Source organism: Vibrio sp. S/42/10 (assembly GCF_029890535.1).
Taxonomy (GTDB): Bacteria; Pseudomonadota; Gammaproteobacteria; order Enterobacterales; family Vibrionaceae; genus Vibrio; species Vibrio cyclitrophicus.
In genome coordinates this window covers 52,127-74,614 of record NZ_JAKMZC010000015.1, presented here as the reverse complement: position 1 = coordinate 74,614, position 22,488 = coordinate 52,127, and the positions used below count along the sequence as shown (strand labels likewise).

Sequence of the window (22,488 nt, the reverse complement as noted above, 5' to 3'; positions counted from 1 at the left end):
TAGCTAGGAATCCATTAGGCTTTGACACAAGTTATCAGCGCGTTGCCTGAAATTAGATCCCAAGGCAAAAGTTTGTCGTAATCGTGTTCGAAAGTATGAACCTCAAAATAGGGCTTCAATATTTCGAACAGCGCTTTGAAGTTGAACGCCACCATTGGGTGTTCATCATTCCATATTTGCGTTTCACCTGCGGTCGTTTTTTCAATGCTGAGTTTCAGCGCTTGCTTATCACCTTCGCCAGAGTAATACCAACCTGAACGGAACGTAAAATCGTCTTGCGCTTGGTTTGTGGTATGTCGAACAAACAGATCGTTGCTGATCTTATCTTTATCTACCACGTTAAAGCAGAATACACCGCCAGGTTTAAGCGCTTTATGAACGCTTGTAATGCACGCTTTCAAATTCTCGATGCCATCGTTGTAATGGATGGAGTATAAGAAACAAGTGATCAGATCTAGTGGCTCAGATACTTCAAAATTACTCATGTTCTGCACTGAAAAGCTGGCTTCTGGGCAGCGAGCTTGAGCGATGTCTAACATTGGTTTGTTCAGATCAAGCCCACTACTTTGGTAGCCATAGTTAATGAAGTGACGAACGTGTGGGCCGGTGCCACAACCAAGGTCTAGGTGAGTTTTTCCATCATTTCCGAAAATTTGATGTAGCCTACGAACGCAGTTACTTTGCGCTTGGTAGTCAATATCGACACACATTAAATCATAATAACCCGATAGGTCGGTGTAGAGTGCGTTGGCGGACATAGTGGCCTACAGCATTTGCTGAAATAATTGGGGTGGCGCATAGTAAACTAGAACCTAAAAATAACAAGCAAATCTTCGATAAATTCATGTGCATTCAGTACTGTTCTTGATTACTAGCCAAGCACTTAATGACCATGCCACCAACAGTGTGAGCATCGGTATCGTTAGTCAACTTAAAAATCGTCAATATCTAACATTTACTAGTTGGGATGTCAGTGTACAACTTTCCTTTTGTAAGCCTACCCTGATAGCGTCTAGATAACGCTTTTTACTCGGTCTTGGTAACCGAAGATATGAGCGTTCTGATTGTCGACATCGATTCTTCGGTGATTTTGAAGTGTCATACGCCCTTGTGAAGAATCGAAATTCCGACAAGGTATTACGGCGGTTAAATCTAGTTAGATACCCATATCGACCTGACTGCTTATTTTTCATTGAAAATAGGTGCTTTAAGCAAAAGCTAATGTCGTGCTCGTGCTAAGACTTGTCTTGTTGTCATGTATGTGTCAAAAAGGGTACACGAGAAATACAGCGACACTCCATCGTTACAGTGTGTTATTCGCTAGGTATTAGGATAGAGTAATTTTACGGTATCGAAAGTTGATTAATAATTTATTAAGGAAAATGAATCAGTTATGGAAATAAAAATTGACGACTTGTCGGGTGGAGAAGTGATTGCATTGCTTGAAGAGCATTTGGCGGATATGTATGCGACATCTCCACCAGAAAGTGTACACGCACTGGATATTAAGGGTTTAAAGTCGCCAGATGTTACCTTTTTCAGTGCTTGGAAAGAGAACCAGTTACTTGGTTGTGTGGCAATCAAAGAACTTGATACCCAACACGCCGAACTTAAATCGATGAGAACGAGTCAGTTTGCAAGGAAATCCGGTGTCGCAAGCAAACTATTGCAACACGTTTTGGAAACCGCAACGGCCCGCCAGTATCAACGTATTAGCCTAGAAACCGGTTCAGAAGTGTACTTTCAACCTGCTCGTAGTTTGTATGAGAAGTTTGGCTTTGATTACTGCCAACCCTTTTCGGATTATTCGCTTGATCCTCACAGCCAATTTATGACTATTGAGCTCAATTAATGCCAACTGATCTTTCAAGACAACAATTAGTGCTAAAACCGTTGTTACTTTCAACTCATTCAAACTTAAAGATTTAGTTTAATGTCGACTTACTTTGCTGGTTTCACTCTCGGGCTTTCGTTGATCCTCGCGATCGGCTCTCAAAATGCTTTTGTTCTTAAACAAGGTCTGAAGAATCAACATGTGTTTGCCATTTGTTTGGTCTGCGCTATTTCAGATGCCCTTTTGATTAGCTTCGGTGTGACAGGCTTCGGCGCGATTGTGAAGCAGTTTCCACAAATCGAGCAATTTGCTCGTTACGGTGGGGCAGTATTTTTAGGCGTGTATGCGTTCTTGAGTTTACGTTCGTCTTTCACCGAGACTCATGCGCTTGAGGGAGTTGGAGATACCAAGGAATCACTAATAAAGGCGATGGCGATGTGTTTAGCGTTTACATGGCTGAACCCGCACGTTTATTTGGATACTGTAGTCTTGCTAGGGTCGATCTCTACGCAATATCAACCTAACCACATGCTATTTGGTGCGGGCGCGATCACCGGATCATTTGTGTTCTTTTTCTCTCTTGGCTATGGCGCTCGCTTTTTAGCTCCGCTGTTTAAGAATCCAAGAGCGTGGAAAGTGTTGGAGTTTGTGATTGGTATGATCATGGCGTCGATTGCGGTTTCTTTAGTTATTTAGTTCTTGCGTATCGAACTGTGAGGCCGTTTAGTTTACGGCCTTCTAATTTTTGTTGTCTAACTTTCTGTCTTTAAACATTCCGTCTTCTAACTTTCTGTTCCACATGACATTTCATGCCTGTTTAACTTATTTCTAATTTGTTTATTTTTGCCTTTTTCGAGTGTTATTTGAACAGTGACGCTCTGAATATTAACCATGGTGAGGGCAAAGTCTCACTTTTGAGACTGATAAAATATGGCTACAGGTTCGCTTGATAGCGCTAAAATGTTGTGCTAGTTTCCCATTCGCTTTCTAAATGAACGCTGTTTTATTATTCATGGGAGGCTTTATTTTTCATTTTTTTAAACAGTAGCGCAACAGTTGGATTGGTGTCGGAATACATCCAATCCAACTGTTGCGCTATTGTAGGACAGACTAAAAAGGGTATTTACATGCTTAAATCAACATTTCTATTAGGCCTAGTTGGCTTGGTTTCACTTCCTACTTATGCTGCTGGTATCGAAGGCGGTCCATACATTGGTGCAGGCCTTGGTGTCTACCAAGATTCAGACACTGACGGGGCTGGTAGTTTAGATGCTGAAAGCATGGGTTATAACCTTTACGGCGGTTACCAATTTAACCGTATTGTAGGTATCGAACTTGGTTACACGGATTACGCTGACTACGAAAAATTTGGTACTAAAGTGTTGTCGCCGACCTCTTTTTCTGTTGCTGCAAATGTAGGTTACACATTTGATAACTCAATCCGACCTTTCGTGTTGGCTGGCCTGAGCTATGTTGACCTAAACGCTCATGGTTCGAGCTACATTGATGACGATTCTGGTGCTGGTTTTCACTTCGGTGTTGGTGTTGAATATACCCCGGTTGAGAACCTTACACTGCGTCTAATTTCACAGGCAGATGCCGTAAACATCGAACTCTTTAATAACAATGGCAATAGAATCGCGAGCAGAGATGTGGCGTTCAGCAGCGTTACTTTAGGTGCTTCGTACAACTTCTAACAGCTTCATATTTTGGGTCATAAAATAGCTTAAATTTTAGTCGTCAGTTGATTCAATCATCAGATAATTTAATGATTAGTTAAGTGAATTGAATGAGTGACTAACTAATTGGTTTACAAAGTGACCCGTTAGTTTTGAGCCCACGTTATCAAGCGATACCGTGGGCTTTTTTGTAGCTCAGTAGGTTCGTAAAGAAGGTATAATGTGTAGAATCTTATCTTTGACAAAACCGAGAATGCTAGATGTCTGAACTAATCCAACAACAAATTGGAAATATCGCACTAGTCGTCGAAAACTATGACGATGCAATCGAATTTTATACTAAGAAACTTCAGTTTACTTTGGTTGAAGACACTGATTTAGGTGGTGGTAAGCGTTGGGTTCAGGTGTCGCCACCCAACTCGAACGGTACTAACTTGCTAATAGCTCAGGCGAGCAATGAGGAACAGAAAAAAGCGATCGGCAACCAAACTGGCGGCCGTGTATTCTTGTTTTTGCAGACCAATGATTTTTGGCGTGATTATGAGTTAATGAAAGCGAAAGGTGTTGTGTTTAATGAAGAGCCACGAGAAGAAGCGTACGGAACGGTCGTGGTTTTCCAAGATCTGTATGGTACTAAGTGGGACTTGCTACAGTTGAATCGTCCCAACCATTAAGTTCTAAGTTAACTCGATTTACACATCAAAACCGCTCTAACTTTGAGCGGTTTTTTCATATGAAAAGTATCGATTGATGGTACGTTGAAAACAAAGCCTATAAAGCCTGAATTTTATTGTTTTTCACAAGCTTATAAAAGGAAAATAATGCTAACCCATTTGGTAGTTGATCGGTATTTTGATAGATTAAAGCTATTATAGACATCCAGTGAGCCGCAATGAAAATTCTTCACACGTCAGATTGGCATCTTGGCCAAAACTTCTACAATAAAAGCCGCAAAAACGAACATGAACGATTTTTACAATGGTTGCTAGAGCAAGTTACTGATCACGATATCGACGCAATTATCGTGGCTGGTGACATCTTCGATACCAGCACACCGCCAAGTTATGCCCGTGAGATGTACAACAAGTTTGTTGTCGACTCGAATAAAATTGGTTGCCAGTTAGTGCTATTGGGCGGTAACCATGATTCTGTGTCGGTACTTAAAGAAACACAGCAATTGTTGAAGTATATGGGCGCGGACGTGATTCCAAATACCAATGAAGATCATGCGACTCAGGTTGTCGAGCTGAAAGGTAAGGGCGGCGAGGTTGAAGCGCTAGTTTGTGCGATCCCTTTCATCCGCCCTCGTGATGTTTTAACCAGCCAAGCAGGCGTGTCGGGTGTTGAGCGTCAGAAACAGTTGGGCGACGCGATTAAGCAGCATTATAAAGATGTCTACGATGCAGCAGTCGAAAAACGCGATACTTTTGCTAACCGCGACACAATGCCGATCATTGCGACAGGGCACTTAACCGCAATGGGTGTGAAGCAATCTGACTCGGTGCGTGATATATACGTTGGTAATTTGGATGGTTTTGCTGCCGACGGTTTTCCAAATGCCGATTACATCGCGCTTGGACATATTCACCGACCTCAAGTTGTTGCTAAGCGAGAACACATTCGTTACTGCGGCTCACCAATCCCGCTCAGTTTTGATGAATTGAAATCTCAAAAGCAAGTGTGTGTGGTTGAGTTTGTTGAAGGCGAACGCACCATTTCTCAATTGTCTGTCCCGACATTCCAACTGTTGGCCGAAATCAAAGGTGATTTGAGCGAGATTGAATCTCAACTGAATCAATATATTGGTTTGGAAGAAGGCCAAAGCGTGTGGTTGTCGATTGAAGTTCGAGCACAAGACTATCTATCGGATTTACAAGAACGCATGCGTGCCTTAACCGAAGACTTAAACGTTGAAGTACTTCAGTTAAGAAGAGCAAGAGAGCGCCGAAACCAATCGTTAGAGCAAGAATCAGCAGAGACATTAGCGGAACTCACGCCAATAGATGTGTTTGAGAAACGTATCGCACTCGAGGAGTTTGAAAGCGATACAGAGAAAGCGCGCTTAGAAAGAATGACGGTGAAGTTCAAGCAAGTAATTGTCGAAGTGTCTCATGGAACTGATGATTTAAACGGTACAGAAGAGTAATCAAGAATGAAAATCTTAAGCTTAGAATTTGAAAACTTAAACTCTTTGAAAGGGCGTTGGAAGCTCGATTTCACACAGTCGCCTTTTGCCGAAAACGGCTTGTTTGCGATCACCGGCCCTACCGGGGCCGGTAAGACGACGATTCTTGATGCGATTTGTTTGGCATTGTTTCATCGTACACCACGGTTAAGAAGTATCGCCAAAGGCACTAATGAGCTGATGACGCGCGGCACTGGCGAATGTTTTGCTGAGATTGAATTTGAAGTAAAAGGAAAAACTTACCGTTCGAACTTTCATCATAAAAGAGCTCGTGGTAAGCACGATGGCGCGCTGCAAACGCCAACTTGTGAGTTTGCAGATGCAGACAGCGATGTGGTTTTAGAAACGCAGCTGACTAAGAAAATTAAGATGGTTGAAACCGTAACGGGTTTGGACTTTTCTCGCTTCACTAAATCGATCATGCTTTCACAAGGTGAGTTTGCAGCGTTCCTAAATGCCAATGCAAATGATCGAGCAGAACTCCTTGAAGAGCTGACTGGTACAGAAGTCTACAGCCTGATTTCAGAGCGTATTTATGATCACTTCAAATCGAGCGAAGAGTCACTTAATCACCTTAAAGCGAAAGCAGAAGGCGTGAGTTTACTGTCTGAAGAGCAAATCCAAGAACTGACTGGCGAGCGAGAGGCTCTCGAAGCTGAACAGAAGCGTTTAGCCGATCAGCTGAAAGAGTGGCAAGCACATCTCAGTTGGTGGAAAGAAGTGACCAAAGCTGAGCAAACTATCACGACCAGTGAGCACGATCTTAAAACGGCTCAAGATGAACTAGATCGCAACCAAACATCATTAGTTCGTTTAGCAAACAGTGAACCTGCTGAAAAACTGCGTCCAATGCACAAAGATCTAAAGCGTTGCGAGCAAGAGGTCAACACTACTCAAGCTAACTTAGGCAACAGTACCAAGTTACTTGCTGTCCGTGATGCAGAAAAACAAGACGCACAGACTAAACTGACTCAAAGCAGTGTGATTGTCGAACAAGTCAAAGCCGAGCAGCAAGATCAGGAGAAGATCATTGAGCAAGTTCGCCCACTCGATAACCAAATTGCAGTGCTCAAAGATAAACAGACAGCGGCCGTTAACGCAGCGAACACGCTAAACGACCAACAAATGCAACAGCGTAATCAACAGCTCGTTTTAGTGCAAAAAACTGATGAGCTGAAACAACAAGAGCAAATCAGCACTGATTACCTAAATACTCATCAAGCTGACCAACATCTAGAAAAATACTTAGGTCAGTGGCAAGCCAAAGTAGAGCAAGTTCGCACCCTTGAGCGTCAGCATTCAGAGCAGTTGAACTTAGCGAAGCAAGCCTTGTCTGCGGTTGATGCTCAGCAATCAGTGATCAAGTCAGCTCAAGAAGAAAAAGCATCGCAAGACAAAGCATTAGCTGAACTGGTTGTAAAGGAAAGCAATGCAGAGCAACAATGGGAAGCATTGCAAGGCAACACCAGTGAACAAGTGTTGAATGCACAAAAAAATCTGTTGGAGTTTTGGAATCGCAATACGCACTCATTGCTTGAGGTTAATCGTGGCTTCTTAAATGCCCAGCAACAGCTGCACGCTAAAACTCAGGGACATCAAACTAACACTCAGTTGGTCGACAAGCTTTCGAAAGAGCGTGCAGTGCTGGTGGAGCGATACAAAGAAAAAGAGACTTCACTTGAGCGATTAACGCGCTTGATTGATCAAGAAGGCGAACTGGCAAAATATCGTGCAGCATTAGAATCTGGATCTGTATGCCCGCTGTGTGGTTCAACAGACCATTATATTGAGCAGTCACAAGATATTGCCAACTTAGTTGCTCAACAAGAACGTGAAAAGCATGAGCTAGCGGTTATTAAAAAGGACGGCCAAGAGCACCGTCAACAGTTAGATTCTCTAGCACCAATGATTACGGGGCTTAACGATGACATTCAACGTGCGCAAGAGGATATTCAGCAAGCTCAACTTAACTGGCAAGGCATTGTTGGTAAGCTTCAGCAGAGCTTATCGGATTTCGTTGGCACGGCTCCAGAATTAGCATTGTTAACGGTAAGCGATTTAGGCAATGAAGCTTCAGTTGCGACTTTCGCTCAGCAGTGTGAACTTCTACTAAGTCAGATCTCGCGGCAACTCAAAGCGCTAGGTGATGCTAAAGCTCACTATGCCGAAGCTGAGAAACAACGCTTATCTGTAAGTGTTATGGCTGACAAGGCGCAATCTAACCTTGAGTTGGCCGAGCAACGCTTAGCTGACTTGAATAAGCAAAACCACAGCACAATTAAACAAGTGGCTCAGATCGCTCAAACGAAAGAGCAGCAATGGAACTCTTTGAAAGAGAGTATTGTTCAAACTTCTATTGAAGCACCTGAACTTGAGCATATTGATGATTGGTTTACTGCAAAATCGCAAGCATCAAACACATGGCAGCAAACTAAACAGCAACAGGCCGATATTGAGAAGCAGCTACTCACTCAAAATGCTGAATTGAAAACGCTAGATGACAAGTTGAGCAGCCTTGAGAAAGAGCTTGCGACATTGACGCAAGAGAGTGAGTCTTTAGTGTCAGAGCTCACTCGTGTAACTGCTGAAAGGACAGAGTTATTTGGTGATAAAGACATTCAAACCACCAGCAATGCGATGAAGCAAAAAGTCACTGAAGCGGTGAGTACATTTGATGCCGCTCAGTTGGTGCTTAACCGTTGCGAACTTGAACATCGAACCGAACAAACCAAACACACAAGCTTCTCTGAAGAGTTGATGAGCAAGCAATCAGCTCATACGCAAGCGCAGCGTGCTTGGTTAGAAGCAATGAAAGCTAGCCCATTTGAAAGTGAGGCTGATTTTGAAGCTGCGTTGCTAGACGAAGAGGTTAGAACTCAACTTCAAAGCTTGAAGAAGACACTTGAAGAAGCAATCGTAAGCGCACAGGCGAGATTGAACAGTGCTAAAGCGAATAGAGTTGAACTGCAAGCTCACGAGAAAGCCGAAACATGGAGCGCCTTACCGCAAAATGAAGTAGAGCTAGCGATGGCTCAATGTCAAAATGAACAGCAACAACATGCTACTCAAATAGGTGCAATTTCTGCGAATCTAGAGACCGACCGTCAGAATCGCAGCAACCAACAAGACTTGTTCAAACAGATAGAAGAACAGCAATTGGAGTTTGATGACATATCACGTTTGAATTCTTTGATTGGCTCAAGAAATGGTGACAAGTTCCGTAAGTTCGCTCAGGGCTTAACACTTGAGAACTTGGTGTACTTAGCCAATAAACAGCTACAACGTTTGCATGGGCGCTATGAATTGAAACGTAAGACTGATGATGCTTTAGAGTTGCAAGTGCTAGATACTTGGCAGGGCGATGTGATGCGAGATACCAAAACGCTCTCGGGTGGTGAAAGCTTCTTGGTGAGTTTGGCACTAGCGTTAGCGCTATCTGATCTTGTAAGCCACAAAACCAGTATTGATTCGTTGTTCCTCGATGAGGGTTTCGGAACGCTAGACAGTGATACCTTGGATATAGCGCTTAACGCATTAGATAACTTGAACGCTTCAGGCAAGATGATTGGTGTGATAAGCCACGTAGAAGCATTGAAAGAGCGCGTGCCTGTGCAGCTCAAGGTGACCAAACACTCAGGCCTTGGCTTCAGTGAAATGGAAGAACAATACAAGGTTGTTGTTTAGTTAAACTTTTCTCTGTGTGTACAAATACATGCAGGCATAGATAAAGATAAAACAGCTCATCGGCTCTGTCGCTCTCCCTTCTGGAGGTTGACGGCGTTGGGCTGTTATCTTTCACCGCCGTCATTCATCGAAGCGAGGGGCGAGCGTAATGGGGAATCTCTAGTAAACGAAGAAAGTTCATTCAGCGATAAGGAAGCATCAATGCACAAGAAACCATATCTACCCACGAAGATATGTCCGGTTTGCCAAAAACCATTTGCATGGCGCAAGAAGTGGGAGCGTTGCTGGGAAAATGTCATCTATTGTTCAGAACGCTGTCGTCGCAACAAATCCTAATTTAGATCGATATGATCCAACCAGTGACACTTAAAGTGTTAGACTTAAAAGCCTACCGATCTACAAACACAGCCATTACTCCAATCAAGTGACATCAACACCAAATCGCTGTTTAAAAAAACAATCACCCCAATTCTTAATGGTTTTAAGAACCAATTGATAATCACTTCTTCATTTCTTAAGTTAATATTTCTATCTGTAAGATAACTGCTGTATAAAGGCGGCATGAAGATACCAAAAAGAATACAGCCTTTAGTTGACGATGGTTTAGTCGACGAGGTAACAAGCCAACTGATGAGTGGCAAAGAAGCGTCAGTGTATATAGTACGCTGCGGCGATACGATCCGTTGTGCCAAGGTTTATAAAGAAATAAGCCAACGTAGCTTCAAGAAAGCGACAGCATATCGAGAAGGGCGCAAAGTCCGTAATAGCCGTCGAGCTAGAGCCATGGAAAAGGGCTCGGGTTTCGGTCGTGAGCAACAAGAAAAAGTATGGCAAAGCGCTGAAGTTGATGCTTTATATAAATTGGCAGAGGCAGGCGTTCGTGTACCCATTCCTTATGGCTGTTTCGACGGCGTGCTTCTTATGGAGCTAGTCACTGATGATGACGGTTATGTCGCGCCAAGACTAAACGATGTCGTGATGTCAGCTGAACAAGCGATTGAAGATCACCAAGTCATGATGACCTACGTGGTCAAAATGCTGTGTGTTGGTTTGATTCATGGCGACTTGTCTGAGTTCAACGTGCTTGTGGATGAATATGGTCCAGTGATCATTGATTTACCACAAGCGGTTGATGCATCTGCCAATAATAATGCAGAGTGGATGTTGACTCGCGACGTAAATAATATTCGTGATTATTACGCTCAGTTTGCACCAGAGTTATCAACGACAGAGTATGCTAAGGAAATATGGGCTCTGTACGAGAAGGGCGACCTTAAGCCAGATACTAAGCTAACCGGTGAGTTTACAGAAACCGATGAATTAGCGGATATCGAAGCTATCATGCAAGAGATAGATGCGGCAAGAGTTGAAGAACAATACCGTCGTGAACGTGTTAAAGAAGAAAAAGAAGGTGTCGACGACAGCAAATTTAATTGGTCTGAGTCTTAGTAAAGACCAATTAAATCAAAGCTGAACCTAAGCTATGCCTCTTTTGATAAGACAACGTTAACTGTAACGAACTGCTTCTTCCAGACGACTAAACCCAATAGAGCCAAAACTCTGTTGGGTTTTCTGTTTTTATACCAATCACAGTAAGTGATTTAACAACGATAGCTTAGAAACGGTAGAGAACGAAGCCGTGTTTTTCGATAAGTAATGATTCTAGAATCAAAAGTTCAGACGAGGTTATCGGATTTTTTAACGATCTATGGTCAGAATTATTTACCACGATCGGTAGTCCTTATCACCAAGTCAATTGCTCACCATCATACGCGTAAAAGTTGCCACTGTTTTCCGGTATTGCACTGCTGATTATGTCGACCAGTTGGTGGGCGACGTAGCTCGATTCAAACAGCTTTCCTTCAGGCACATTCGCTTGAAATGGCTTTGACAACGCGGTATCGGTTGTACCTGGATGCAGTACTAACACGGTTCCTTTCTTAACCGTTCGTTGCCATTCAATCGACATGGTTTTGATAAACATGTTTAACGCTGCTTTTGATGAGCGATAGCTGTACCAACCGCCTAATCTGTTATCTGAAATACTGCCTACCTTAGCTGAGACGACCGCGAATTTTGGATTGTCACTGAATCTTAGAACAGGTGTGAAATGTTTAGCCAACAGTAAGCTTGGTAGTGTATTAACAGAGATGTTTTTCAGAAAAAATTCAGGGTCGATAGACGATAAGTTCTTTTCCGGCCCAAGGTTTGGCGTGTGAAGCATCCCTACGCAGTTGATTAACCAATCAAGTTTATTGAACCTCGCGCTTAGTTGTGCGACTTCTGTTTCGTTGGTTGCATCGAGTTGATGCCAGTGAAGTCGCGTGTCTTCAAGAGTGGGGCATTGCGAGTGGTAAGTTGCATCAACCTGAACATCGAGAAAATCAAAATGAGACAGCTCAGACAGTAGGTGTTGAACAACTGCGAAACCAATTCCGCCGCTGCCACCAATGACTAATATTTGTAATCTGAGTTGTTCCACCATTATAAGTTCTCCAAGTTAGTCAGTCGTTGTTCTGCAGTATCGAGAATTGCTTGTTGGTCTTGCTGATCCATATTGTCCCAAGATCGATATAACATGCCCATGCGCGGGTTACGGTTTAACGCATCGCGATGTTGATTCATGAAGCGCCAGTACAAGCTATTAAATGGGCAAGAGGATTCACCGCTGCGCTCTTTTATCTGATAGTGGCATCCTTTACAGTAATCACTCATACGGTTGATGTACGAACCGCTGGCAGAGTATGGTTTGGTTCCTACGATGCCGCCATCCGCAAACAGTGCCATACCTCGCGTATTAGGCATTTCGACCCATTCAATCGCATCTACGTAAATGCCAAGGTACCAACTGTCGACTTGGTCAGGTGCTATGCCAGTTATCAAGCAGAAGTTGCCAGTGATCATCAGCCTCTGAATGTGATGTGCATAAGCAAACTCAAGGGATTGACCAATCGCGTGCTTCATGCAATTCATTTTGGTTTGACCATCCCAAAAGTAATGAGGTAATTGTCGGTCGGCTGAATAATAGTTTTTATTGGCATAAGCGGGCATGTTGGCCCAATACACGCCTCGAATGTACTCACGCCAACCAAGTATTTGGCGTACGAAACCTTCGACCTGAGCGATATCGATGCTTGGTTTATCTTGAGCCTTTGACGCTTCAAAAGCCGAGAGTGCCGCATCAATGACTTCGCGAGGGCTAAGCAACTTGCTGTTCAAAGAAAAAGAGAGACGACAATGATACAAGCTCCACTTTGAATCGTGTTCTGTAGTCATTGCATCTTGAAATTGACCAAACAGTGGCAAGCAAACTTGGCAAAAATGAGCGAGTAGAGACAAGCTTTGAGCTCGGTTTACTGGCCATAAGAGTTGCTCACCAACTTCGCCAATGGTTTGTACATGATGACGCTCGATGCGCTTCAAAAGGTCCGAGATATCGTTAGCGAACATCAAAGGCTGCGGTAAGTTGGCGATGTCTCGCTTCTTAAGCTTTTTACGATTGTTGGCATCGTAGTTCCACTTACCACCAACCGGTTTGTCATCCTCCAACAAAATGTCGAAACGTTTTCTCATCCGACGATAGAAGTGTTCCATCATAATGTGTTTGTCTTTCGGAAACTGCGTTTCAATTTCCTCAAACGGAAATAAGAAGTGCTCAGTATCACAACATCCTTTGGTAACATTGGTTAGTTTGAGTTTTGCCATTTGCTGAAGTAAGCGATATTCATCCGGTCTTTGGTATTCAAATTTTTCGGCGTCGAACTCGCTTACATAATGTTGAAGCAGGGCATCCAGGTTTTCGAATTGCGCTGTGTCATCCAATGTTAAATGCAGTACCTGATGACCTTGTTGAGTGAGTTCGTTGGCGAAATAGGACATGGCAGAGAAAAATGCAGCGACTTTCTGAATGTGAGACGCGACATAATCCGTTTCTTGTTTGAGCTCAGCGATCATATAAATCACACTGTCGTCGACTTGCTGAAGCCAAGAGTGTTCAATGTTGAGTTGATCACCAAAAATAAGGCGTACAGTTTTGAATTTCATAGCTTGTCCTGCTTAGAGGCGGAGGTTGTATGCTGGCCCGTCTCTTTCCATTGATTAATAAAGACGTGGTCTGGATCGTACATCTCTGTCTGTTTTGCTAGATCAAAGTGGCGTGATTTAGGCTGTGATTGGTTTATACTTTGATCCTTGTGGATTGATTGGTTGTTATGGATTGATTGGTTGTTATGGCTTGATTGAGTGTTGTGGACTGGTTGATTAAGATCCCCAGCGATATACGCCCAATTTCCCCAGTTCGATGCCACGTCATAGTCAACGAGTTGGCTTTCGAAATAAGCGGCGCCGTTTCGCCAATCCACTCCTAATTCATAGATCAAACAACTTGCGGCCAATTGTCGGCCACGATTAGACACGTACCCCGTAGTATTAAGTTGGCGCATGCAGGCGTCGACAATCGGATAGCCCGTATTGCCGCATTTCCAATTAGCGAAGTTTTGTTGAGTCGTGTTGGTTGCCAGGACCGAATCGATGCTTGGGTTGTCTGTGCCGTTTTGAAACAGGGATGACCCTAAAGATAAGCACTTCCAATAAAAATACTCACGCCAAAGTAGCTCAAAGAAAATCCAATAGGTTGAATCGTTTGAGCCATGTTTCGCTTCAAATTGAACAAGGTTGCGGTAGATCGTCTTTGGTGAGACACAGCCGAGCGTTAACCATGGTGAGAACTTGGTTGAATTTTCTTTGCCATCGAACGCGTTTCTGGTCTGTTTATATTGGTGAGCATAGGGATGTGAAAAATAGTCGTGCAAATGCGCTAGGCCGGCTTGCTCTCCGCCAATGAAGCTGCTGTTGTGTAAACCGTTTACGTTTGTGTTGCTGATGTTTAGGCAGTGTTCATCGAACTTTGAATTAGAGGCCTGTTTCGAGTGACAGTGTGACAAAGCCTTAGGCATTGGTGGTAGTGTGGTGATGCTTAGGCTTTGTGTATCAATAGGTAAGTGCTCGACTAATTTTCTAAACTTGGTGAACGAACGAGGTAACTTAGATAACTCAAAGGGAAGCTGCTCCAGCTCTAACAGCGTTGAATGATGCTGCTGCATTAAAATTAATTTTGGAAAGTTAAACTGTATCGATTGCACAAGATGTCGCTCGTCAAAGCCACAATGATGACTCACAAACAAGTGTGTGGCTTGCTGTGATTTGATAATTTCACTCAGTGCGAAGTCTCTACTCATTTCCTCATCAGTTAATGTTGAAGATCGCAGAACGATGAGCTCTTGCCCTAGGTTAGCTAGGCGGCTTTCTAAATCAGTAATAGACTGAGAAATGAATTTTGCTCGCTCTGCCCCATATTGTTGCTCTTTCGCAAACTTGCGAGAGAATACGGACAAATTCGGCTCGATCACTACACATATCAGTTCATCAACGAGCCGAGACGCTTTACCAAGCAACTCGTTATCGTCGGCTCTTAAATCGTTGGTGAAAAGATAGAGGCCAATCTTCTTCATTGTTTACACTCTGTTTTGTTAATTATTAGACGCTTACGAGTTGATCGGGCGCTAAGATCACAAATGAATGCTGGACGTCGATGATAGTAGTGGGCGATTTAAAGTGGACACGAGAACGAGGTTAAAGAGTACATAACCGAAAGAAGATAGAAGCGAAAGAGCGCACAAGCCAACCAATAACACGGAGAGAGGTTGGCTAATCGTGTTTCGCTTCAATGTCCTTTCTCTTAGACATCGTATATTTTAAAATCAGCCTACTCCATTGGGACGACTAAGATATCGACTGGAGAGGTGTCGATAATTTGTTTCGAATGGGAGATGATCTTATGCCAAAAATCATGGTGGTGACCACATAGCAACAGGTCGACTTTGTTTGCCTCGATGGTATTTTTGAGCTTGTTGTTCAAATCACCAGTACCCACAAAGATATGGTTGATTGGATGTTTGGCGTAAGTCTCGAACTCTTTCAATTTTGCTAAGGTATCTTCATTGAAAGGTAGATCACTGCTATTTCCCTGAATATCAACGAGTTCTGGATAAATTTCTCCGTGTGTACCATCGATATAAACAAACGAAATACTAGCCTCTAGTTTGTTCGCAAAGAAGGTCGCTCTATCAATGAGAATTTTAGTGTCTTCAGACAGTTCAAGTGCGACCAGAATATGTCGGTATTCCATAATTAAAGCCTCTTATTGTGATTTCTTTTACAAGCATAGTTTTTGTTGGCGTAAATGATATCGAAGAGGTCCCATATTGCGCAAAAACGTCATTCAAAGATCTTCTAAGCATTGTGATATTTATATCGCTTTGATTGATAAGAAATTTACAAAAGGTTGTTATAGTGAAGCGCGCTCGATGTACTACGCGATTCAACAAACTAATGCGCTAATAACTAAGAGGCACTAATGACAGCATTACTTACCATTCCTACTCGAACATTAGGCTTTGATTATGACATTGAAATCAGTGACTGGTCTCAAAAGCTGGCCGGCTTTCATGTGTTTGAAGGTGGTAGGCGGCCACTTGATGGTGGCATTGGTTTAAGCTTAAATCTTGTCGAGCAATTTGATGTTGACGGTCGTTGGTTAAACTCATTGCCGGTTCGCTATCGTGAGATCACAGACGATTTCCCAGAGTACCAATATCAAATGCTGTGGTTGGCTGCGAATACCTATGAGGCTGGGCAATTATTGGAGTTGCGTCCGGTCATCTTGGCGTTGATTTGCATGAAATACAGCGTTGATAACCAAAAGGCGTTGGCGCTTAGCCGTTTAGGGCAAAAGAAGATCCTTGAGAAATTGGGCTTAGATAGCAGTAAGGCCACCCTCAAATTCATCGATAAATTAGAGCTTCACTATAATGTGGGTGATGAGCTTGACCATATAATGCGTATTCTTGAACCTCTGCAAAGACGCGTATTGAAGTTTAAGCATTATTCCAAAGTAGGCTACACAGCGTTGCGTTTGGATCAGGTTCATCCGTTTTTAACTGGCAGCCGATTAGGTATTGCTATGGTTAAAGAAGGCAGACTTAATGCACCATCGAAAATGGCGATGTTCCAAGATGCGATATTGCTAGGGCAAGATTTGGAGATAGGAGATCCGCTTCGTGCCATTACCAGTCAGAACTCTTTTGCGATGTTTGAACAACTTCACGACCGTTGGACGGAACAGCGTCAATTACGTCGCTTAGAAGGTAACCGACCAATGGATAAAGACATTCCTTATCCCGTTCCTTTGCTAGGGAACGACAATATTCATCCCCTCACTGATTATTACGATTTGGAACGCGAAGGCATTGAGCAGAAGCACTGTATTGGTGTCTATCACAACCGAATCATGAGCGATCGTTATGTGGTATTCCGCATGCTTAAACCCCAAAGACTAACTATAGGTTTGCGCCGTGTTCCGAGCAAAGCATTTCCGTTTGAAATTGACCAAATCTGCGGAAAAAGAAATGTACAACCATCGAAATCCGCACGGCAAGTGATTCACGACTGGTTAGAAGAAAGTAAACACAAGTACATGAAGTAAAGGGACCGCTTATATGTATCAACAAGGCGATCTATGCCCACATTGTGGTTTGATTATTGTGATGCCTACGGTTCTACAAGGCGAATGCCTAGGGTGTGGGGAAGAGATAAATCAAGACCCAGCAGACGAATACGACGAAGAAGAGTAGCTTTACCTACACTTAGATTAAACAAGGCTAGGATGGCCAAATTACTCCCTTTCAAAGGACGGAAAAAATGCAGAAAGTAATATTTAGAAATTGTGATGAAAGCTCACCTTATTGGAGTGTGTTAGAAGGCTTATTTCAAAGTGAATGGGCTGATTTTAATTTTAAAGACACCTATAAAGAAAACATACAACTCCCTCCTGTTATAACAGCACTTCGAGATAATGTGGTCATTGGTGGCTTGGCGTACTCCCACTTTCAGGAACCTCATCAAGTGAATGATGTGGTTTGGATTAATGCGGTTTATGTTGATGAGAAATGGCGTGGTCAAGGTATTGCCAGTGAATTGATTAAGCGAGCACTCGCACAAATGCCAGACTATTATCAATCTCAACCCGAGACTGACTCAACTTCTAAGTTGTACGCCTACACTAATACTGCACCGTTATATCTTTCACTCGACTGGTCAATTGTTGATATAGAATCGGACCCCGCGCACCATGTAGTAAGCGTCTTATTTTAGAATCTTTATAGCACAGCAGCTACTTGTCATGTGAGTAGTAGCAAAAGGTTAAAAAGGCTTTGTGCGATTCTAAGTACCAGTATTCGCAGCTTATTTCCTTCAATGCGCTATTTCTCAGATTAACGCTTTCACTTATCCCAAACTCCATTGCATTTTGGGTTATTTGCTTCAATTTCGCATCTTTAAAATTCAAATCTCGCGTAGAGAACTTAACGAGTGCTTTGTATATCGACTCTTTAGCTGAAAAGAGCAGTGTGATGGCTTGCTCTTTGGTTAACCCTGCACTCATTGCTAAATCGACTTCTTGTCCCTCTACAATCATGCTTCCAATTTCGTTGCAAACATCACTCGAAATGATCTTTTGCACATCGATACCAAGATTCTCTCGATCTGAATGATAGGAGGGGGTAACTGCAACGCATGCCAAGCTTTCGCAGTGCGAAATGGATCCAATAGTGCCAACAGGGAATTGAGGGCTACGGTCGATGTTCGGCTCAAGAGTGCAATGTTCGAAGCCTAATTCCTCTAGCTTGCTCGCCACTAAATAGCGACCAACAAAATACTCAGCTTTTCTCTTGTTAATGGAGAGGATGATAGCTTCAGGGCAATAAATATTGGTTTGTTCAAACATACTGTCGCAAAAGCGCGTGTAGTCGAACTGTGTTAGCTGGATGTCGACACCGTCGCTTCGCGCCGTTGTATTGTTCACCCCGGTGTTGGCGTATCCAAAAGGCCATAGCGCTGTTTCAGTATCAAGGGCTAGTTCATTGCTCATAAAGCCAAAATTTCCAGGAAGCGGACGAAAGGGGTTGTTCATCATTGAGTTTACCATTTTGCAACAAGGTGAATAATTGACTCTAAGCTTTATATTCTAAAGTTAAGCTTCTAACCCTTTAAATTATAGGGGAAAAGCTAGTATGGCATATAGTTTAATCTAAATGAAAATCGTTTGCATTTGAATTTTTGCAAGTGTATAAAAGCGTGTCTGTTAATGATTTTATGAATATGTTCATATTTCATTAATTTTTTAGTGAATGGTGTGTTTTAAGGTTGAAGATATGCTCGAAGCAAAAGGGCTCGGTTTTAGCGTCGGGGATAAACAGCTACTCAAGGCGTTCAATGTATCGTTTGAGCAAGGAAAAATTTACGCTTTGGTTGGGCACAATGGTTCGGGGAAATCGACGTTATTGAAGTTGTTGGCAAAGCAACAGAACGCCACATCTGGCGACATCATTCTAAAAGACAAATCGATCGCTAAGTGGTCGGATAAAGATTTCGCCAAGCAGATCGCATACTTACCACAACATTTACCAGCCACTGACAGCTTGTCTGGACAAGACTTAGTCAGCTTTGGTCGTTATCCATGGCATGGCTTATTAGGGCGCCTTTCGAGTAAAGACAAACAGTACGTTCAAGAGGCGATGCAACTAACTAATACGGCTAAGTACGCCGATCGTTTGGTTGACACTTTATCTGGTGGTGAACGCCAGCGTGTTTGGCTAGCTATGTTGTTAGCACAGCGAACCAAGTATCTATTACTTGATGAGCCATTGTCTGCACTCGATATCGGCCACCAGATTGAGATGCTGACCTTGATTAAACGCCTGAGTAGCACTTTGAATATTGGCGTGATCATCGTAATACACGACATCAACATGGCAGCACGTTTCTGCAACCATATCATTGCCTTACATAGTGGGGAGTTACTGATTGAAGGTGAGGTTGACGAGGTATTTAGAGAGCCGGTATTACAAGATATCTACGGCGTTCCGATGCACATTACCCAGCATGCAGCAGGCTACCCTGTCGCGATGCCAGGTGATTTGGAGCCAGCATGATGTGTCCGTTTAGCTCTCGTACATTCAACAATCACTGCTTATTAAGTTACGTCGGTCTGCGGAGATCAAGCCGCATTAAGACGGTGACACTTTTATCTATCTTGATGACGTTATCTCCCTTTTCAATGGCCGAGCAAGAATCGCTTAATGCCAATAATCACCATGCACCGCGGATGGTTTCGATTGATTGGACCCATACTGAAACGCTATTAGCGCTTGGTGTTACGCCTGTTGCTGTCGCGCAAATTCCAGACTATAACTCTTGGGTTAAATCGCCAGAAATCCCTCATGCTATTGCTGATGTTGGGCTAAGAACCCAACCAAATCTTGAGCGTATTCATGAGCTCAAGCCAGACAAAATATTACTCTCTCCGATGTTTTCAACATTGGAGCCCCAACTAAGCAAAATCGCACCTGTTACCACTATTGGTTTGTACCGAAGTGGAGATGTGGATTGGTCAGCGCTAGAGCGAGTGACTCGTCTATTGGCCCAGGTCACTGAGGTCAGTCAACAAGCTGAGATCCTAATCGAAAAAGCCAATCGCGAAATGGACCGCTTGGCTTCCTCATTGCCACAAGACGTACCTGCGTTATTAATGGTTCAGTTCATGGATACCAACCACGTTCGCGTTTTTGGTGACAACAGTTTGTATAAAGCGTCGATAAATAAGATTGGCCTTCAAGCGGCTTGGAAAGGGCAGACTAATGGGTGGGGCTATAGCTTAGTCGGTGTCGATCAACTGATTGGTGTTGAAGGGCAGATTGTAATTATTTCTCCTATGCCAGCGGGCACAAAAGCGCACCTTAAAAAGAATCAGTTTTGGCAATATATAGTGAAAGAGTCGGGTTATCCGGCACTGCAGATTCCTGCGGTATGGAGCTTTGGGTCTATCCCTTCAGCCACTCGCTTTGCAAGGTTCATTGTTTCTGAGCTGAATGACGGGAAGGTGTTATGAGAGTTCTCTCGTTCGGAGTCTTGACTCTGTTGATGGTTTCTACATTGATGCTCATTGGGTTGCATTTATCCGTACCTCAGTTCGGGTTAGATCGAATATCGAGTCTGTGGGTGGCCGATTTTGCTTCACCTGAGTCGGTTAAGTTGCATTTGGCTTGGTGGCCTAGGTTATTTACCACTTTATTGTCAGGAGCAGCTCTGGCAGTTGCTGGTGTGTTGATGCAACAAGTGCTCAGAAACCCATTAGCTTCGCCATCGACCTTAGGTGTTGCAAGCGGTTCAAGCTTTGCGTTGATGCTCGCAACACTTTATGCTCCTTGGCTTTTAGAGTGGTCATACTCCTTCGTGGCACTTATCGGTGGCGTTGCAACCATTGGCTTGGTGTTTGCGCTATCGTGGCGGCGTGCCTTGTCTCCAACTGTAGTGATTGTTTCTGGTTTAGTTGTCAATCTCTATTTTGGCGCAGTAAGCACAGTCCTTCTGATGATGAACCAGGACAAACTCAATGGTTTGATGATCTGGGGCGCAGGTTCCTTGGTCCAAACTGGGTGGGAGGATGTTCAATATCTTGCACCGCGTTTGGTTATCGCAACACTTATAGCGTTTCTGTTCGTAAAGCCTTTAAGTTTGCTCCAGTTATCAGAGCAGGGTGCTAAAAGCTTAGGTGTGTCACTGGCGAAGTTGAGAGTCGTCTGCTTAGGGCTGGCAGTATTGCTGACTGCTTGGGTTGTGAGCGCGGTTGGTGTGATTGGTTTTGTTGGCTTGGCGGCTCCGGCTTTGACACGTTTAATGGGCATTCACCGCTTAGTACCTAAATTGCTGGTGTCGATGGTGTTAGGCGGTTTGCTATTAAGCCTAACCGATCTCCTGATTCAACAACTGCCAGGCATTATGTCGATGTTTATTCCGACAGGGGCAGCGACAGCGGCTTTGGGCGCGCCGCTTCTGTTGTGGTTACTGCCGAAACTGTCGATGAAAAGCCAGTCACAAACACAAACAGTATTGACGCGTCATAATGAAATTGCTTCTCGCCTGAATAAAAGCTCTGTGTTGTTGGCGACAGTGTTGATTGTTCTTTCGCTCATCGTGTTCAGTCTGTTTTCAGTTCAGAGTGAAGGTTGGCGTTGGTTGTTTCAAACGCGCGATTGGGCATTGCTTGAGTTGCGTTTACCTCGATTAATTGCGGCTGCACTAGCTGGAGGAATGTTAGCGGTCGCAGGAACTATTGTTCAGCGTTTGAGTGGCAACCCAATGGCGAGCCCAGAAGTGATTGGTATAAGCTCTGGTACAGCTCTTGGTTTGATCATTACCATTTTTTCCGGTCTAGGAAGTAGCGTTGTTGGTCTTTACACCGGTGGTTTTATTGGTGCGGCCTGTACGTTAGGCATCATAGTTGTACTCAATCAAAAGTCGGGCTTTCAACCTGAAAGAGTGTTGCTTACCGGCGTCGCGATAACGGCTCTGATGAATGCAGTACAAAGCTTCGTGTTGGCAGGGGGCGATCCGAGAAGCTATCAAGTGTTGGCGTGGTTAGCTGGCTCTACTTATTACGTGACTGAAGTAACGTTAATGCCATTGCTTTTGTCTTCGGTTGTATTTATTTCGCTCGGTTTTGTGTGCGCTCGTTGGTTAGATGTTTTACCACTAGGGCAGGCTAGTGCGCAGTCACTTGGTGTGAACGTGTCTCGATCTCGAATCCTATTGTTGGTGCTGGTGGCATGTTTAACCGTGAGTGCGACATTGGTGGTTGGCCCGTTGAGCTTCGTTGGTTTAATGGCACCGCACATGGCGAGATTGTTTGGTTATAGCCGTGCTAAAGAGCACCTCATTTGTTCATCGTTGATCGGTATGGCACTGATGTTGTTTTCTGATTGGCTCGGTAGACAATGGCTTTATCCGCAAGAAATCCCAGCAGGGCTGGTGGCTTCTATCATCGGTGGCATGTACCTGATGTGGGGCTTAAGAAGGCTTTAGCAGCGCCATTAGAGCCGTGTCGCAATAGGCTCTATGGTTCAGTGTTTGCATGATTCAACGTAAACGAGGTTATCTTTCAATGTTGTTGATAATGATAATCACAATAATAATTAATTAACTGGTGTGTA

20 protein-coding genes are annotated in these 22,488 nt (G+C 43.6%); 14 read left to right on the top strand and 6 right to left on the bottom strand.

The genetic code is table 11. The annotated features are described in order from the left end of the window. Positions 1-14: 14 nt before the first annotated feature. Positions 15-758 (bottom strand): class I SAM-dependent methyltransferase, encoded by a 744-nt coding sequence (locus L8S15_RS16190; protein WP_010441145.1) that lies wholly within the window; start codon positions 756-758, stop codon positions 15-17. A 635-nt stretch (positions 759-1,393) separates the two neighbouring features. Here L8S15_RS16190 and L8S15_RS16185 point away from each other — a divergent pair. From L8S15_RS16185 to L8S15_RS16150, 8 genes are all read left to right on the top strand, one after another. After that, positions 1,394-1,852, top strand: a complete 459-nt coding sequence (locus tag L8S15_RS16185) for a GNAT family N-acetyltransferase (RefSeq protein WP_010441144.1) — start codon at positions 1,394-1,396, stop codon at positions 1,850-1,852. An 81-nt stretch (positions 1,853-1,933) separates the two neighbouring features. Continuing rightward, entirely contained in the window at positions 1,934-2,530 is a 597-nt protein-coding gene (locus L8S15_RS16180) for a LysE/ArgO family amino acid transporter (protein WP_016769228.1), read from the top strand. Positions 2,531-2,961: 431 nt separating this feature from the next. Continuing rightward, positions 2,962-3,531, top strand: coding sequence for a porin family protein (locus tag L8S15_RS16175; protein WP_010441142.1), 570 nt, complete (start codon positions 2,962-2,964; stop codon positions 3,529-3,531). 242 nt (positions 3,532-3,773) lie between these two features. After that, positions 3,774-4,187 carry a VOC family protein gene (locus L8S15_RS16170; protein WP_016769230.1) on the top strand — a complete coding sequence of 138 codons (414 nt, stop codon included), beginning with the start codon at positions 3,774-3,776 and terminating at the stop codon, positions 4,185-4,187. A gap of 218 nt (positions 4,188-4,405) precedes the next feature. Beyond that, positions 4,406-5,659 carry an exonuclease subunit SbcD gene (sbcD, locus tag L8S15_RS16165; RefSeq protein WP_016769231.1) on the top strand — a complete coding sequence of 418 codons (1,254 nt, stop codon included), beginning with the start codon at positions 4,406-4,408 and terminating at the stop codon, positions 5,657-5,659. 6 nt (positions 5,660-5,665) lie between these two features. Further along, entirely contained in the window at positions 5,666-9,382 is a 3,717-nt protein-coding gene (locus L8S15_RS16160; RefSeq protein WP_280574184.1) for an AAA family ATPase, read from the top strand. A 201-nt stretch (positions 9,383-9,583) separates the two neighbouring features. Continuing rightward, positions 9,584-9,718 carry a DUF2256 domain-containing protein gene (locus L8S15_RS16155; RefSeq protein ID WP_010441138.1) on the top strand — a complete coding sequence of 45 codons (135 nt, stop codon included), beginning with the start codon at positions 9,584-9,586 and terminating at the stop codon, positions 9,716-9,718. A 225-nt stretch (positions 9,719-9,943) separates the two neighbouring features. Further along, positions 9,944-10,831, top strand: coding sequence for a PA4780 family RIO1-like protein kinase (locus L8S15_RS16150; protein WP_280574180.1), 888 nt, complete (start codon positions 9,944-9,946; stop codon positions 10,829-10,831). Between the two features lie 295 nt (positions 10,832-11,126). Here the strand turns inward: L8S15_RS16150 and L8S15_RS16145 are convergent, their stop codons facing one another. From L8S15_RS16145 to L8S15_RS16130, 4 genes are all read right to left on the bottom strand, one after another. Further along, positions 11,127-11,867 carry an SDR family oxidoreductase gene (locus tag L8S15_RS16145; RefSeq protein ID WP_010441136.1) on the bottom strand — a complete coding sequence of 247 codons (741 nt, stop codon included), beginning with the start codon at positions 11,865-11,867 and terminating at the stop codon, positions 11,127-11,129. Further along, positions 11,867-13,426: a cryptochrome/photolyase family protein gene (locus L8S15_RS16140; protein ID WP_280574177.1), complete on the bottom strand. Its 1,560-nt coding sequence runs from the start codon at positions 13,424-13,426 to the stop codon at positions 11,867-11,869. The genes L8S15_RS16145 and L8S15_RS16140 overlap by 1 nt, the downstream gene beginning before the upstream one ends. After that, on the bottom strand, positions 13,423-14,892 hold the full coding sequence (locus L8S15_RS16135) for a DASH family cryptochrome (RefSeq protein WP_102290622.1): 1,470 nt from the start codon (positions 14,890-14,892) through the stop codon (positions 13,423-13,425). The genes L8S15_RS16140 and L8S15_RS16135 overlap by 4 nt, the downstream gene beginning before the upstream one ends. 254 nt (positions 14,893-15,146) lie before the next feature. Next, a complete protein-coding gene (locus L8S15_RS16130; RefSeq protein WP_010441133.1) occupies positions 15,147-15,569 on the bottom strand; it encodes a universal stress protein in 423 nt (140 codons plus the stop codon). 228 nt (positions 15,570-15,797) lie between these two features. Here L8S15_RS16130 and L8S15_RS16125 point away from each other — a divergent pair, with 228 nt between their 5' ends. The 3 genes from L8S15_RS16125 (at position 15,798) to L8S15_RS16115 (ending at position 17,593) form a co-directional block, all read left to right on the top strand. Then, positions 15,798-16,925, top strand: a complete 1,128-nt coding sequence (locus L8S15_RS16125) for a PcfJ domain-containing protein (protein WP_010441132.1) — start codon at positions 15,798-15,800, stop codon at positions 16,923-16,925. A gap of 13 nt (positions 16,926-16,938) precedes the next feature. Next, a complete protein-coding gene (locus tag L8S15_RS16120) occupies positions 16,939-17,073 on the top strand; it encodes a hypothetical protein (RefSeq protein ID WP_016798573.1) in 135 nt (44 codons plus the stop codon). Positions 17,074-17,140: 67 nt separating this feature from the next. Beyond that, positions 17,141-17,593, top strand: coding sequence for a GNAT family N-acetyltransferase (locus tag L8S15_RS16115; protein WP_016784476.1), 453 nt, complete (start codon positions 17,141-17,143; stop codon positions 17,591-17,593). Positions 17,594-17,612: 19 nt separating this feature from the next. Here the strand turns inward: L8S15_RS16115 and L8S15_RS16110 are convergent, their stop codons facing one another. Further along, the gene (locus L8S15_RS16110) at positions 17,613-18,413 is read right to left on the bottom strand and encodes a 4'-phosphopantetheinyl transferase superfamily protein (RefSeq protein ID WP_016784475.1); all 801 of its coding nucleotides are present in this window, start codon (positions 18,411-18,413) and stop codon (positions 17,613-17,615) included. A gap of 238 nt (positions 18,414-18,651) precedes the next feature. Here L8S15_RS16110 and L8S15_RS16105 point away from each other — a divergent pair, with 238 nt between their 5' ends. The 3 genes from L8S15_RS16105 to fhuB are packed head-to-tail and all read left to right on the top strand — an operon-like array spanning position 18,652 to position 22,360. After that, positions 18,652-19,431 (top strand): ATP-binding cassette domain-containing protein, encoded by a 780-nt coding sequence (locus L8S15_RS16105; protein ID WP_016794007.1) that lies wholly within the window; start codon positions 18,652-18,654, stop codon positions 19,429-19,431. Beyond that, positions 19,428-20,387 carry an ABC transporter substrate-binding protein gene (locus L8S15_RS16100; RefSeq protein WP_029203106.1) on the top strand — a complete coding sequence of 320 codons (960 nt, stop codon included), beginning with the start codon at positions 19,428-19,430 and terminating at the stop codon, positions 20,385-20,387. The genes L8S15_RS16105 and L8S15_RS16100 overlap by 4 nt, the downstream gene beginning before the upstream one ends. Next, the gene (gene fhuB / locus L8S15_RS16095) at positions 20,384-22,360 is read left to right on the top strand and encodes a Fe(3+)-hydroxamate ABC transporter permease FhuB (protein ID WP_280574167.1); all 1,977 of its coding nucleotides are present in this window, start codon (positions 20,384-20,386) and stop codon (positions 22,358-22,360) included. The genes L8S15_RS16100 and fhuB overlap by 4 nt, the downstream gene beginning before the upstream one ends. Positions 22,361-22,488: the final 128 nt, after the last annotated feature.

Coding starts and splice junctions, on each gene's coding strand:
- L8S15_RS16190 (WP_010441145.1), bottom strand. CDS start 758: ATGTCCGCCAACGCACTCTACACCGACCTATCGGGTTATTATGATTTA.
- L8S15_RS16185 (WP_010441144.1), top strand. CDS start 1,394: ATGGAAATAAAAATTGACGACTTGTCGGGTGGAGAAGTGATTGCATTG.
- L8S15_RS16180 (WP_016769228.1), top strand. CDS start 1,934: ATGTCGACTTACTTTGCTGGTTTCACTCTCGGGCTTTCGTTGATCCTC.
- L8S15_RS16175 (WP_010441142.1), top strand. CDS start 2,962: ATGCTTAAATCAACATTTCTATTAGGCCTAGTTGGCTTGGTTTCACTT.
- L8S15_RS16170 (WP_016769230.1), top strand. CDS start 3,774: ATGTCTGAACTAATCCAACAACAAATTGGAAATATCGCACTAGTCGTC.
- sbcD (WP_016769231.1), top strand. CDS start 4,406: ATGAAAATTCTTCACACGTCAGATTGGCATCTTGGCCAAAACTTCTAC.
- L8S15_RS16160 (WP_280574184.1), top strand. CDS start 5,666: ATGAAAATCTTAAGCTTAGAATTTGAAAACTTAAACTCTTTGAAAGGG.
- L8S15_RS16155 (WP_010441138.1), top strand. CDS start 9,584: ATGCACAAGAAACCATATCTACCCACGAAGATATGTCCGGTTTGCCAA.
- L8S15_RS16150 (WP_280574180.1), top strand. CDS start 9,944: ATGAAGATACCAAAAAGAATACAGCCTTTAGTTGACGATGGTTTAGTC.
- L8S15_RS16145 (WP_010441136.1), bottom strand. CDS start 11,867: ATGGTGGAACAACTCAGATTACAAATATTAGTCATTGGTGGCAGCGGC.
- L8S15_RS16140 (WP_280574177.1), bottom strand. CDS start 13,426: ATGAAATTCAAAACTGTACGCCTTATTTTTGGTGATCAACTCAACATT.
- L8S15_RS16135 (WP_102290622.1), bottom strand. CDS start 14,892: ATGAAGAAGATTGGCCTCTATCTTTTCACCAACGATTTAAGAGCCGAC.
- L8S15_RS16130 (WP_010441133.1), bottom strand. CDS start 15,569: ATGGAATACCGACATATTCTGGTCGCACTTGAACTGTCTGAAGACACT.
- L8S15_RS16125 (WP_010441132.1), top strand. CDS start 15,798: ATGACAGCATTACTTACCATTCCTACTCGAACATTAGGCTTTGATTAT.
- L8S15_RS16120 (WP_016798573.1), top strand. CDS start 16,939: ATGTATCAACAAGGCGATCTATGCCCACATTGTGGTTTGATTATTGTG.
- L8S15_RS16115 (WP_016784476.1), top strand. CDS start 17,141: ATGCAGAAAGTAATATTTAGAAATTGTGATGAAAGCTCACCTTATTGG.
- L8S15_RS16110 (WP_016784475.1), bottom strand. CDS start 18,413: ATGATGAACAACCCCTTTCGTCCGCTTCCTGGAAATTTTGGCTTTATG.
- L8S15_RS16105 (WP_016794007.1), top strand. CDS start 18,652: ATGCTCGAAGCAAAAGGGCTCGGTTTTAGCGTCGGGGATAAACAGCTA.
- L8S15_RS16100 (WP_029203106.1), top strand. CDS start 19,428: ATGATGTGTCCGTTTAGCTCTCGTACATTCAACAATCACTGCTTATTA.
- fhuB (WP_280574167.1), top strand. CDS start 20,384: ATGAGAGTTCTCTCGTTCGGAGTCTTGACTCTGTTGATGGTTTCTACA.